The 12,430-nt window shown below is 46.1% G+C and carries 11 protein-coding genes; 7 read left to right on the top strand and 4 right to left on the bottom strand.

Annotation, left to right across the window (positions count from 1 at the left end; all coding sequences use genetic code 11):
- Window positions 1–38: 38 nt before the first annotated feature.
- The 5 genes from ACLWOR_RS01345 (at window position 39) to ACLWOR_RS01325 (ending at window position 3,990) form a co-directional block, all read left to right on the top strand.
- Window positions 39–467 carry a 2Fe-2S iron-sulfur cluster-binding protein gene (locus ACLWOR_RS01345; protein WP_413938864.1) on the top strand — a complete coding sequence of 143 codons (429 nt, stop codon included), beginning with the start codon at window positions 39–41 and terminating at the stop codon, window positions 465–467.
- A 122-nt stretch (window positions 468–589) separates the two neighbouring features.
- The gene (locus ACLWOR_RS01340; protein WP_413938863.1) at window positions 590–1,399 is read left to right on the top strand and encodes an alpha/beta fold hydrolase; all 810 of its coding nucleotides are present in this window, start codon (window positions 590–592) and stop codon (window positions 1,397–1,399) included.
- An 84-nt stretch (window positions 1,400–1,483) separates the two neighbouring features.
- Complete coding sequence (locus ACLWOR_RS01335) at window positions 1,484–2,437, top strand: ABC transporter ATP-binding protein (protein WP_413938862.1); 954 nt, start codon at window positions 1,484–1,486, stop codon at window positions 2,435–2,437.
- Complete coding sequence (locus ACLWOR_RS01330) at window positions 2,434–3,213, top strand: hypothetical protein (protein WP_413938861.1); 780 nt, start codon at window positions 2,434–2,436, stop codon at window positions 3,211–3,213. Before ACLWOR_RS01335 ends, ACLWOR_RS01330 begins: the two co-directional genes overlap by 4 nt.
- Window positions 3,214–3,990: an ABC-2 family transporter protein gene (locus ACLWOR_RS01325; RefSeq protein ID WP_413938860.1), complete on the top strand. Its 777-nt coding sequence runs from the start codon at window positions 3,214–3,216 to the stop codon at window positions 3,988–3,990.
- A gap of 92 nt (window positions 3,991–4,082) precedes the next feature.
- Here the strand turns inward: ACLWOR_RS01325 and ACLWOR_RS01320 are convergent, their stop codons facing one another.
- The 4 genes from ACLWOR_RS01320 to ACLWOR_RS01305 all read right to left on the bottom strand — a co-directional run bounded on the left by ACLWOR_RS01320 (window position 4,083) and on the right by ACLWOR_RS01305 (window position 8,505).
- Window positions 4,083–4,901 (bottom strand): hypothetical protein, encoded by an 819-nt coding sequence (locus tag ACLWOR_RS01320; protein WP_413938859.1) that lies wholly within the window; start codon window positions 4,899–4,901, stop codon window positions 4,083–4,085.
- Between the two features lie 211 nt (window positions 4,902–5,112).
- On the bottom strand, window positions 5,113–5,439 hold the full coding sequence (locus tag ACLWOR_RS01315) for a HesB/IscA family protein (RefSeq protein ID WP_413938858.1): 327 nt from the start codon (window positions 5,437–5,439) through the stop codon (window positions 5,113–5,115).
- A 101-nt stretch (window positions 5,440–5,540) separates the two neighbouring features.
- Window positions 5,541–6,737 carry a cysteine desulfurase family protein gene (locus ACLWOR_RS01310; RefSeq protein ID WP_413938857.1) on the bottom strand — a complete coding sequence of 399 codons (1,197 nt, stop codon included), beginning with the start codon at window positions 6,735–6,737 and terminating at the stop codon, window positions 5,541–5,543.
- 52 nt (window positions 6,738–6,789) lie between these two features.
- The gene (locus tag ACLWOR_RS01305) at window positions 6,790–8,505 is read right to left on the bottom strand and encodes a hypothetical protein (protein WP_413938856.1); all 1,716 of its coding nucleotides are present in this window, start codon (window positions 8,503–8,505) and stop codon (window positions 6,790–6,792) included.
- Between the two features lie 175 nt (window positions 8,506–8,680).
- Here ACLWOR_RS01305 and ACLWOR_RS01300 point away from each other — a divergent pair, with 175 nt between their 5' ends.
- The gene (locus ACLWOR_RS01300) at window positions 8,681–10,969 is read left to right on the top strand and encodes a vitamin B12-dependent ribonucleotide reductase (RefSeq protein WP_413938855.1); all 2,289 of its coding nucleotides are present in this window, start codon (window positions 8,681–8,683) and stop codon (window positions 10,967–10,969) included.
- Between the two features lie 260 nt (window positions 10,970–11,229).
- Window positions 11,230–12,429, top strand: coding sequence for a S1 RNA-binding domain-containing protein (locus ACLWOR_RS01295; protein ID WP_413938854.1), 1,200 nt, complete (start codon window positions 11,230–11,232; stop codon window positions 12,427–12,429).
- Window position 12,430: the final 1 nt, after the last annotated feature.

Here is a 12,430-nt window from a genome sequence, read left to right as displayed (position 1 = left end):
GTTTTTAAAACATGAGCGACGGGTAAAGGATCTCTCGTATGAAAATTAAATTTCTTCCTCAAGGTATTGAAGTTGAAGGAACTCCGAATAAGAGTCTCTTGCAAATCGCTACTGAGAATAAGTTGGAGATCCGCTCGATCTGTAAAGGTGTGCCGTCGTGTGCAGAATGCCGCGTGCGCATCACCGAAGGAGAGAGCAACACGCTTCCTCCAACAAAAGCAGAGTTAAACCTGATCGGTTCAAGCCACTTCATTGATGGCCGCCGCCTAAGCTGCCAAGTCCGCTGCTTCGGCGACATCACAGTCGACCTCACAGAACAAGTCGAGCGAGCGGAACACCAAACCAAAAAAATCCGCGGCTTCCGCTCTCAAAAACAAATCGAAAGCCACGCCGTCAACGACACCTTCTTGCTAACAGAAAAGCCAGAAGACCAAAAACAACAACACCCAAAAGACAAAAAGACCTAAGTCCAGGCACCCAAAAGGTGCCTGCTTCTTTTTGGGTCTACACCGCGTAACAAATAAGTAACAGGCACCTTTTTGGATTGGTCCAGTTTATTGCTTGTGGTTTATGTCCGATATGTACTTGAATGACGAAAATCGGATTCCGCGAACGCGGACAAGGCTCTATATTGATTCTGCTCCATGGTTATGGGGGCGGGGTTCAGCATTGGGAGCATGTTGCGCAGAATCTGATGACTGACTATCGTGTCGTCATTCCCAATCTCAGCCATCTTTATCTCAGCACAACCCATAAACTGACGTTCTCGGAACAAGTTCAGATCTTTGCTGAATTTATTCGCGAGCATTTTCCGGATCAAAAAGTTTCAATTGCGGGATTTAGTTTTGGTGGCGCGATTGCGTGGGGACTTGCGAGCACTCATCCGGAGCTTGTGAAGGATTTAGTACTCATCAATCCGATGATTGTTGAACCAATCAAACACTTTGAACCGCTGGAGTTAAGATTCTTCTTTAACGTTCCATTGAACTTAAAATCGATTTATTTGATGCTGACAACGCCAATGGGTCGCGCGTTTTTAAGAAGAGCAGCGCAAATTTTCCGTGATGAACGAACGGAAGGTGTGACGGCAATCGATAAGCTTCACGGCCGTAAATTGCAGTTCGTAGCTCACTTGATTCATCACTTTGCTTGGATTCTGCGAACAGAAAAATGGCAGGGGTGGAGTCAAAAACTCGTCAACTATCGCGGCGAAGTCCGACTTATCTTTGACACAGAGGATTTACTTTTCAGCCGCGAAACCTATCGTAAGTTCGCTCAACAAATTGGCTGTGAAGATATCGTTTCATTAACAGGTGGCGGACATTTGGTGATTAAAACACGCCCTGAACATATCGCAAAGTTCATCCGCGAATTCCTCGAAGGCAAAGTCGCAGCCTAGTTCCACTTTGGCATTCGGAATTCTTGTGACCTCGATAAAAAATTCTTTCTTGTAAGACCTAGGGTGCTCTTCTAACGTAAGAGCATGCTTTCAATCACAGCAAAACAACTCTCTAAAACGTATCCAAAACGCCAAAAAACTGGCGAAACCTTCTATGCCGTTCGCGATCTGAACTTTGAGATCCAAGAAGGCGAGGTCGTGGCGTTCCTAGGTTCCAACGGGGCTGGGAAAAGCACGACAATCAAAATGCTCTGCGGGATTTTGACTCCGACAGATGGGGCGGCTCATGTGATGGGGTTGTCAGCAGGGAGCCGTGACGCTAACAAACTTTTAGGATTGGTATTTGGAACTCGCAGTCAGCTCTTCATGCATATGACAGTTTACGAAAGCTTGGATCTGATCTCAGAGATCTATTTCGTCACGGGTGCGGAAAAGAAAAAACGCATTCAACACTTGGCTGACCTTTTCCAGATTGAACAACATCTGCGGTCGCGTGTGCGCACACTTTCGTTAGGCGAGCGTATGCGCTGTGAATTGGTTGCAGCCCTTATTCATCGCCCGAGAGTTCTTTTGGCCGATGAGCCGACAATTGGTTTAGATGTCGTCGCAAAAAATAAACTGCGTGAATTGATTCGTGTTTGGCAGCAAGAAGAAAAAACGACGTTGCTTCTGACGAGTCATGATTTATCAGACGTTGAAGCCCTTTGCCATCGTTGCATTTTGGTCGATCACGGGCAAAAGCAATACGATGGCCCTCTAGCAGGATTGAAAGGTGACTTAAGTGGCGTTCGTCGTTTGCAAATCACAGTGGCAGAAAGCAGCACGCGTGCTTTTGAAGGTGACGCACGCATTCGTTCTCTTTCAAGTGGAAAAGAATTTATTCATAAATACGAGATGCACACTTCGCAGATCCCAATGACAGAGACGATTTCTCGATTGTCACAACACTATGGAGAGGCGCTCCAAGATTTACAAATTCTCGAGGTAAGTCTTGAGGAAGTCTTAGGGGCAAGATTTGCACAAAGGGGAGCCCGATGAGTGCTCTCGGTTTTCACATTAGAAACGCGACTTTTGCGTTTCGAGAATCATGGACGAACTTGGCCAACGGACTTTTGGGATTTTTATTATTCCCAGTGTTCATGTTCATCCTGGCGCACATGTGGCAAAAATTTAACGGCCACTTAGGAAATTATACTTATAAAGAAATGCTCGCATACATCGGTGTGACGGAAGTCCTTTATATGACCTTCCTGAGAAGTGGCAATGTCATGCAGGCGAGCGGCGACTTTTCAATAAGTCTTGCGCGTCCGCGTTCGTGGCTTGTGACCCAAGGTTCTGCCTTGTACGGAAAAACTTTGGGATCGCGTCTGGTAATGACGACACTGCTTTTCATTCTGATGCTATTATTTGGAATAAGTCTTCAAGACACATTTCCGGTCATCATCCGCTTGTTATCGTTACTTATTCCCTTGGGCTTTCTGCAAGTTTTGTATTCGTTATTGTTTTCATCCGCGCAAGTACGTTGGGAAGTAACGAATTACTTAGTCTTGCCATTCGGGAAGTTGTTTTTAGTTTTCGGTGGAGTCTTCGCGCCGGTTTCAGATTTTTCAGAACCAGCAAAATCAATCTTGCTACAACTTCCTCCGTCGGATTTGTTTTTTCAACCGGCCTACTTTGCAATCAAAGGAGTCTTCTATCAGATGACGCCGACTGAATGGATCGTGCGCATTTTGCTGCAAGCAGGAGTTTTAGTTTTATTAAATCACTGGTTCTTCAAAAACTCCCGTCGTCATCACCAGAGTTTTGGAGGTTAAATGACAGTACTATTGTTAAAAGCCTTTAAACACAATTGGAGCGCACAAGCTTCCAACAAAGTAAACCTGTGGGCTGCAATGATCACGATGATCGTCAATAACGTCTTTTTCCTCTACGGAATGTGGCTGATGCTTTTTGACGGGAAAGCCCAAAACAAACCGCTTTTTCCATATTATCTAACGATGACGGCACTTGCGTATGTCGCTTGGGGAAGTCTGAACTTCTTCTTAGGCGGACTTCGCGAAATGGGCGAAATGATCGACTCTGGAAAACTAGAACCGATGATGGGCACACCCAGATCGCCGTTGTTGCTAGTTGCGATCAGCCAATCTAGCGCCACGGCCTTGGGAGATTTGCTTCAAGGGGTCGTCACCTTGATCGCACTTTTCTGGCTTTGTGATATCGAGTGGGTTTTGCGCGCCATTTTCGCAAGTGTCGTGGTTGTCATCGGTTTTGCCGCCATCTTTATTGCAGCAGGCACGCTTGCGTTCTTTGTGAATCGCGGGGCTCAGCTGAGTTTTTTTATCATTGAAAGCACGTTGTCCTTCACAATGTATCCAGTGACAAAGATCCTCGATGGACCATCACGCATGCTTTTGTATGTGATTCCGGCTGCGATCACCGCGACATTGCCAATGACGTGGATAGAAGAAACAGGCTGGATTCATTTTGCGGAAATGATGATCTGCACATCACTCGTGTTTCTTTTGAGTATAGTATTTTTTAACACAGGATTGAAAAGATACCGGGCTGCAAGTTTCGTTTCAACTCGCTAAAAAGAAAAAGGCCGTCGGGGGACGGCCTTTTGAGAAGTGCTTGTTAATTTTATTATGCGGTGTAGACCCAAAAAAGAAGCAGGCACCTTTTATTATCTGCAGTTTTGGCGGTAAGTCCAGAGAAGCTCATTTACGTAGTAGCGGATGGAGCCCATCTCGTCTTGTACGCGGTAAGCTTGAGAGTAACCACTCAAAGTTTGTTCTGCCAAATCAAGTTGTGATTCGAGGTAGAACAGGTCACTCAAAGAGTCATTCCAGTCATAGCGGCTGTTCACAGAGTCATTGAAGTTATCAGCAGCATCAATCAAACCAACCAATACTCGGCGCAAGCGCATACCGTATTCGTTGTAAAGAGCTACGCGATCCATTGTTTCATAAACATCACGGCTGATGTATTCAAGATTGTCAGCGATGTTTTCAAGTTGGTTGTATCTCCATGCGCCTGGTGCAGGCATTGGACGATTCCAACGGATACGAGCAGAAGGTGAGAAGTAAGAAGGGCGGCGAGAGTCGCGGTACCAACGGTCGTAACGAGGACGCCAGTTGTTCATATCGCGGTAGCCAGAATGACGTGAAGGACGTTCGATACGGAAACGATTGTTCCAAGCTTCACGCTCGCGACGGCGGCCATCTCTGTCCCAGTGACCAGGGCCACGACCACGGTCTTCATACCCCGGGCCTGGACGGCGATCGTCTCTACGGTCGTCACGCCAATCTCCACGGCGGTCATCGCGACCCCAGCGTTCATCACGACGGTCGTCTCTACGATCTCCACCACGACCCCAACGATCATCATCACGACGATCATGACGGCTGCCTGGGCCTGTTTTGATAACTTGAACTTCAGCCAACGCACTGGAAAGTGTGAAAGTGGCAAGAGTAAGAGCAAGAGCGATTTTTACTGACTTCACCGAAATCTCCGATCTCAAGGTTTAAGAATCGAAGACCCTTGATGCAAATCCATGGCCAACCCAATCGGTGTAAGATTGGCTCCATTTTCAGTGCCGAAACGAATTTAAACGGGGTTTGAGGAACATAACAGCTTGTTAAGGAGTCAGTATCAAGACAAGTAGAAAAAATTTTCATCGCCCGTAATTGCTACGGGCGGAAGTGGCAAAAATACTAAACGTTGAATGAGGAACCGCAGCCGCAGCTCTTCGTCGCATTTGGATTATTGAAGACGAAACCTTTGCCATTCAATCCACCAGAATATTCCAAGGTCATGCCTAAAATATAAAGCAAGCTGTTGTTGTCGATTGCGATTTTTTCGCCGTTTGATTCAAAAACTTTATCGCCAGCTTGGGGCTCGTTCACGAAATCCATCTTATAAGACAAACCTGAGCAGCCACCTTTTTTAACTTCTACACGCAAAAGTGCAGAGGCGTCTTTGCCGTCATCTTGTTTGAGGGAAGCAAGTTTTTTAACTGCTTCTGGAGAGATCGTGATCATAGGAAACTCCTTCAGAGAGAAAGGCCATCATAGCACAAACAGTGCAGAGAAGGGAACCTCCGGGGGAGGTTTCTCAACTCAGAGTTAAAATTATGAAAATACTACGTATTTAAGCCTGCTACAGCGGTTTTAAGGGCTTCGAGGGCTTGATGGAGCTCCTCTTCCGTCGTCCAGCGGCCAATACTAATGCGAAGCGTACAAGCCGCTTGTTCTGGTGTCAGACCAATTCCCTTAAGCACATGGCTCATGCTCATTGAACCCGAACTGCATGCGGATCCGGTGCTGATGCCGACCTTTTTTAAGCGCGGAATCAGTTCTTCGGAACGACAGCCTGGGAGAGTCACATTTAAATTGATCGGGGATCGTTCGCTCGGATGACCGTTCAAGCGAATATCCGAAAACGTAAACTGCAAACGATTCCAGAACGCCTCACGCATTTCTGTCAGGCGTGCGTTTTCAGTTTCAAGATGTTTCACTCCATATTCACAGCAAGCACCAAGGCCGACGATCGCTGGAACATTCAAAGTTCCAGAGCGAAGTCCTTTTTCTTGGCCGCCGCCGTAGATCAACGGATTGATTTCAACTTTCGGATTAGCAGAGCGAATGTAAAGTGCACCAACGCCTTTAGGTCCGTAAATTTTATGACCAGAGAAAGACATCAAATCAATTCCCATGTTCGTTGCATGCACAGGAATTTTGCCGACAGCTTGTGTGGCATCAGTATGGAAATAAATATTTTTTTCTTTCGCAAGTTTGGCAAGTTCAGGAATCGGGTTGATCGAACCGATCTCATTATTCACCCAAATAAAACTCATCAAGCGAGTGTGAGGCTTTATCGCGCGAGCGACATGCTCCACTTCGATTTGTCCCAAAGAATTCACGGGAAGAAAATCAACTTCAACACCCATTTTTTGCGCCGCCATCATGGCTTTCATAATCGAAGAGTGTTCAACGTTGCTCGTGATAAAATGCAATGGTTCTTGCGGATTGGTTTCGCGCAGTTTTGTGATCAAACCAAAAATCGCCCAGTTGTTCGCTTCAGTCGCGCCACTAGTAAAAGTGATTTCGCTGGCTTTGGAACCGATAAAGCCTGCGACCTGCATACGCGCTTTTTGAACTGCGTTCTCTGCATTCCAACCCCATTGATGGCTCGCGCTGGATGGATTGCCGAAGTATTCTTTGAAGTAAGGTTCCATCAAACGATAAACTTCCGGATCAAGCGGAGTTGTCGCGTTGTAGTCCAAATACACAGCAGCAGCAGCTTTGATGCTTTTTTCAGCAGAGAGTTGTAAATCCATGGGACCCAGCTAATCGTGAATGTGAAAAGGGGTCAAGAAGAAAGCTTTTGTATTACACAGCTTTTTTGGGAGGATTTTGCTGCTTTTCAAAGTCGTCGATGGTCTCGTTGAGATAGGTCTCTGCGCGGTAGATATTCAGATCTTTCATTTCCGCTTTGAGCACATGCAAATGCGATATTCCTTGACTCGAAAGGCGATCTTTTTGAATGCCATAAAAGATGCCGCCACGGGGAGTATAGAGAACGTATTTATTGTTCTTAGGCAGGTGCACATACAGATTAAAATTCACCGGTGTGTTGCCTGTAAATTCACTGATTTGAATCGCGGCCATTTCTTCATCAGGTGACACGCCGAACTTCGCGTGAATTTCATTGCGAGGAAAAAAGGCCATCGCCACTTCCTCGCCTAGATGCGTGGACTTGCGCATAAATTCAGCTTTTTCAATAGCCCAAGGCATGAACGGAACTTGTTTTAGTTTCAAATTAAGCGACTCACCATTGGCGACTTTTTCGCCGTGTTCTTTCAAAAAATTATATAAGCGCGTTTGGATTTTATTTATAAAGCCAGCATCGATGACTTTGTTTTTACCCATCGCTGTGATCAGGTAACCTGAAAAGCGGGGGGACTCGACGATGATGCATGCCATGTTTGTCGTCAGTTCAATTTCAGCGGGCTTCGTCGTTGCTAACTGAATGCAAGATTTGTCCAAAGCATTTGTGGTGCCTCGCTCTATCAAAGAATCTTTTTCGCGTGTGGTCTCGTCATCATGAGTTTCAGGGCCTGGTTTTTCTTTTTTCTTACTGGAGCGATCTTCGACCGGCGCCCAGGAAGGTCCGTCATTTTTTTTACTGCGATTAAAGTGATTTGAGAGGGCAGAGTCTCTTCCATTTTCTTCATACGCACTCAGAGAGTTGCCGGCACCATGGCCGTGAGCAGACATTGCTGATGTTCCTTGTGCGGGACCGGATTCTCTTTCGGGAGCAAGGACGTCGCCCGCACCGAGACCGTGAGGGTGAACTCCCGAGTTTTTACTGTCTGTAGAATGAGAGGGGACGTATCCCGGTGTCGTCGACGGAATTATTCCTGGAGCCTGTTCGTTGGGGCGATACGCAGGGCTGTGCTGTCCGGAAGACATATTTGCAGAATCTTTTTCCGACAAGCTGCCTGACGCAAATCCAGAGTTGGCACTAGAGTCTGCATTGGAGCCGACAGCAAGATCGGGTCCGTCTCCAGCCATCATTTGGGCTAAAATATTTTTCGCATTTTCCGCAGAAAATCCAGTGCTGCCTTTGATACTGATCATTCCTGATTCATCTTTTTCACCCTCAGCAAGCGTTCTTTGGGCACCAGCGGTGGCGCTCTTTGTTTGCTGGTCTTTGTAGTACTTATTCACAGTTCGTTCGATCGCGGGACCTGTGATGGGTGGATAAATCAAATATTCTGTCGCGGAGGCACTGAGATTTTTATAGGAGGCCGTCGAAGATTCTTCGGCGAAGGCAATCACACAAACCGGGAAGGCTTGAGTTAGAACTTTAGGAAGGTTGCGGACTTTCTTGTTTGGATGATCCACGCTGACCATCACAAAGGCAGGTTGTTCTTGAACAAGATAGACTAAGGCTTCTTTAAGATTGGATGTCGCTTTGACTTTCCAGTCACGGTTTCGCAAAAAGCCCTCAGCAGGGCCTAAGCCCGTCGGGCTGCCCTTGATGATGAGTAAGGACTTCTTTTGCTCTTGCTCCATCTGTTTTAACCTCAAACGCGAGTTCATTTGTTATTTCTTCGGGATAGGTAAAGAAACAAACAAGGGCTCGTAATGAATTGCAATGGAGCTTGCGGGGTTTTAACTTTACGCGAGACCAAGGACCTAGACTCTGTAGTTCATGTGTTCGATGGGCGTCGTGGACAAAGCTTGCCTCGAGAGAAAAGACCCCTACAATATGTCTATGACAAAAACAGCACTTCAAGCCACGTCCTTTTTTGTTCCTGCAGGAAAAGATCCCGAGAAAATGATCACTTGGAAAAAAGTCGATTGTGAAATTCGCAATCGCAAAGGCGATGTTATTTTCTCTATGAATAATGTCGAAGCGCCGGAAGCTTGGTCGCAACTTGCAATTGATATTGCGGCAAGCAAATACCTGCGTAAAAGTGGTGTGAATGGGAACAAAGGTGAAACTTCAATTCGTGCCTTGGTCAATCGTGTGGTGAATGCGATTGAGGCTTCGTCGTTGAAACAAAAAAATTATTTCGCATCGAAAAAAGATGCGGCGATTTTTGCTAAGGAATTAAAATATATTTTACTCACGCAGCGAGGTGCTTTTAACAGCCCTGTTTGGTTTAATGCAGGGTTGTGGGAAGCCTATGGAATCGTTTCTCCAAGTGAACACTTTGCTTGGGATGAGAAAAAGAAAGCTATTGTTCCAACTCAAAATGCCTATGAACGTCCGCAATGTTCGGCGTGTTTTATTCAAAGTGTGGATGATTCGATTGAAGGAATTTTTGAACTCGCAAAAACAGAAGCGAAGTTATTTAAATATGGCTCTGGTACGGGAAGTAATTTTTCAAAATTGCGCAGCAAATATGAAGCTCTGAATTCTGGCGGATATAGCTCGGGTTTGATTTCATTCTTGGAAGTTTTGGACCGAGGTGCGGGAGCTATTAAATCTGGCGGCACCACTCGCAGAGCGGCAAAAATGGTGGTCGTCGATATCGATCACCCAGAAGTTTTAGATTTTATCGAATGGAAAATGAAGGAAGAACAAAAAGCCCATATGCTGATTGCCGCAGGCTTAAGTTCAGACTTTGAAGGTGAAGCGTATCGCACTGTTGCGGGACAAAATGCCAATAACTCGGTTCGCGTGACGGATGCTTTTATGAAATCAGTCCTTGATCAAAAGGATTGGAACCTGCGTGCACGTGTGACAAAAAAATCTTTGCAAACTTTGCCTTCAGCGGCAGTCTGGAAAAAAATCACACATGCCGCTTGGATGTGCGCGGATCCGGGAATTCAATTCCACGACACGATTAACAAGTGGCACACGTGTCCTGAAACTGATTCGATTCATTCAAGTAATCCGTGCTCGGAGTATATGTTCTTGGATGATTCCGCATGTAACTTGGCTTCGATTAACTTGGTAAAGTTCCTTGAGGAAGACGGTCGATTCAATTTTGAAGCTTTCATCCACACTGCTCGGACATTGTTTGTTGCTCAAGAAATTTTAGTCGATTATGCAAGTTATCCGACGCTGGAAATTGCGCGAAACTCTCATGCGTTCCGACCGTTGGGATTGGGCTTTGCAAACTTGGGAAGTCTTTTGATGCGCAAGGGACTTGCCTACGATAGCGAAGAAGGACGTGCTTGGGCGGGGGCGATCACAGCGCTTATGACCGGAGTTGCCTATCTGACAAGTTCAGAAGCGGCTCGTGCAAAAGGCCCCTTCGATGGTTTTAGAAAAAATAAAACTGCTATGATGAAGGTCATGACAATGCATCAGAAAGCTGTGAGTAAAATCCAGTGGCATTTTCTTCCGGATGGATTGGATCAAGCGGTCGCAAACCTTTGGAAGGGTGTTGTTTACAACGGAAACAAGCACGGCCTTCGCAATGCTCAAGCCACTGTGATTGCGCCGACCGGAACAATCGGTTTGCTGATGGATTGTGATACGACGGGGATTGAACCCGATTTTTCTCTGATTAAATTTAAAAAATTAGTTGGCGGTGGTGAGATTCAAATCGTCAACCAATCGGTGGTTCCAGCACTTGAAACTTTGAAGTATTCTCCGGAAGATATCGAAGTCATCGTGAACTATATTCGCGAGCACAACACTGTTGAAGGTTGTGAAAAAGTTCGTCCTGAAGATGTCGCGACTTTTGATTGCGCGACGGCAGCCCCTGGACAGCGTGTTCTTTCGCCGGAAAGTCACGTGCACATGATGGCAGCCGTACAGCCCTTCATTAGCGGCGCCATTTCAAAAACGGTGAATCTCCCAGCCGATGCGAGTGAAAGAGATATCAGCGACATTTACTTCCTCGCATGGAGACTGGGAATTAAAGCTATTGCCGTCTACCGCGATGGCAGCAAACTCAGCCAACCGCTCAACGCCAAAAAGAAAGTCGGCGAAGACACCACCATCGAACGCCCCACTATGAAATGCCCCGAATGCGGCAACGACACAGTCCTCACCAGCGGCTGCTACCGCTGCCCAAACTGCGGCACCACAGTAGGCTGCGCCTAAAACGGCGCCCAAAAGGGTGCCCGGTGACATATTTGCAACTCGCTGCATAATATATCCCAATTTCGGCCAGAGGGGCGGATCCACGGATCTTAAAAACAAACAGTGAAGGGGAGAGGCAAACTCTCCCTTTCTTTTTGAATTGCTACCCAGGAGCGCCTTTGATTTTTCGAATTTGACGCTTGGCGGTTGTTGGAAAAATCACCGGGCACCTTTTGGGGTTTTCTAGTATGCTCGGTGTTCCTTTTTGTGGAGTGGATTTTATGTCGAAAAAAGATATTTTTGGTGATGATGTTCCTGAAGAAAAAAACATGCAAAGTTTTGAAGAGCTTTTTGCTGCGTCTGAAGGAAATTTGAACCGACGCCTTCGTGTGGGCGATGAAGTTAAGGGTGAGATCCTGACAATTGGTAAGGAAGAGTCTTTCGTTTCGACGGGCACTCCAACTGATGGTTTGATTCTGACTAAAGAACTTTTAGATGAAAACAAACAAGTAAAATACAAAGTTGGCGACGTTTTGGATCTTGTTGTCACAGCGATTCGCGACGGCGAAATTCGTTTGGCAAAACGTGGTTCAATGTCGGCTACGACAGACTCATTGGAAGATGCTTTTGATATGGAGCTTCCAGTGGAAGGTCGTGTGACTGAATTGGTCAACGGTGGCTTGCGCGTGAACGTGCAAGGCAAAACAGCTTTCTGCCCAATCAGCCAAATCGATTCTAAATTTGTTCAAGACGCCTCTGAGTACGTGGGTAAAAAATTTGAATTCATGATCACTCAGTTCGATAAAAAAGGTCGCAACATCGTGGTTTCTCGTCGCAAACTTTTGGAACTGCAAAAAGCAGAATTCGAAGGTGCCTTCATGCAAAAGCATGAACCAGGTGCGATCTTGAACGGAAAAATCACTCGTATCGAGCGCTTTGGTGCTTTCGTTGAACTTGAAGGTGGTATTGAGGGTTTGATCCACGTTTCTGAGCTTGGTTGGTCACGTATCAGTGATCCACACGAAGTTGTATCTACAGGCCAAAACGTGACTGTGAAGCTTCTTAAAACTGAAGAAGTTGAAGGTCGCCTGAAAATCTCTTTGTCTCTTAAACAAGCTGACGGCGAAGGCAATCCTTGGATGTCGGTTCCAACAAAATTCCCAGTGGGAACTGTTGTAAAAGGCAAAGTTGAGAAAAAAGAAGTTTACGGTCTTTTCGTAAATCTGACTCCAGGTGTGACGGGTCTTTTGCCAAAATCAAAATGGCGCGATTCTGTAGATGCTGCTTCTTATGAAAATAAGAAAAAAGGCGATGAGATCACTGTTCAAGTAGATCAAATTCTTTTCGAAGAAAAGAAAATCAGCCTTGGTATCCCAGGTGAAGCTGAAGACATGAGCTGGAAGTCCCACACGACAACTTCAAGCGGTCTGGGTGCACTCGCTGCGGCCTTCAAAGACATTCAAATTAAACCGAAAAAATAGT

The sequence above is a fragment of the Bdellovibrio sp. HCB2-146 genome, assembly GCF_047345725.1.
In the GTDB taxonomy this organism is placed as follows: domain Bacteria; phylum Bdellovibrionota; class Bdellovibrionia; order Bdellovibrionales; family Bdellovibrionaceae; genus Bdellovibrio.
Note: the sequence above shows the minus strand (reverse complement) of the source record. Positions and strands in the feature narration are given on the sequence as shown.

What these genes read in the sequence shown, in the direction of transcription:
- ACLWOR_RS01345 (WP_413938864.1), top strand. Translation starts at nt 39, where the DNA reads ATGAAAATTAAATTTCTTCCTCAAGGTATTGAAGTTGAAGGAACTCCG.
- ACLWOR_RS01340 (WP_413938863.1), top strand. Translation starts at nt 590, where the DNA reads ATGACGAAAATCGGATTCCGCGAACGCGGACAAGGCTCTATATTGATT.
- ACLWOR_RS01335 (WP_413938862.1), top strand. Translation starts at nt 1,484, where the DNA reads ATGCTTTCAATCACAGCAAAACAACTCTCTAAAACGTATCCAAAACGC.
- ACLWOR_RS01330 (WP_413938861.1), top strand. Translation starts at nt 2,434, where the DNA reads ATGAGTGCTCTCGGTTTTCACATTAGAAACGCGACTTTTGCGTTTCGA.
- ACLWOR_RS01325 (WP_413938860.1), top strand. Translation starts at nt 3,214, where the DNA reads ATGACAGTACTATTGTTAAAAGCCTTTAAACACAATTGGAGCGCACAA.
- ACLWOR_RS01315 (WP_413938858.1), bottom strand. Translation starts at nt 5,439, where the DNA reads ATGATCACGATCTCTCCAGAAGCAGTTAAAAAACTTGCTTCCCTCAAA.
- ACLWOR_RS01310 (WP_413938857.1), bottom strand. Translation starts at nt 6,737, where the DNA reads ATGGATTTACAACTCTCTGCTGAAAAAAGCATCAAAGCTGCTGCTGCT.
- ACLWOR_RS01305 (WP_413938856.1), bottom strand. Translation starts at nt 8,505, where the DNA reads ATGAACTCGCGTTTGAGGTTAAAACAGATGGAGCAAGAGCAAAAGAAG.
- ACLWOR_RS01300 (WP_413938855.1), top strand. Translation starts at nt 8,681, where the DNA reads ATGACAAAAACAGCACTTCAAGCCACGTCCTTTTTTGTTCCTGCAGGA.
- ACLWOR_RS01295 (WP_413938854.1), top strand. Translation starts at nt 11,230, where the DNA reads ATGTCGAAAAAAGATATTTTTGGTGATGATGTTCCTGAAGAAAAAAAC.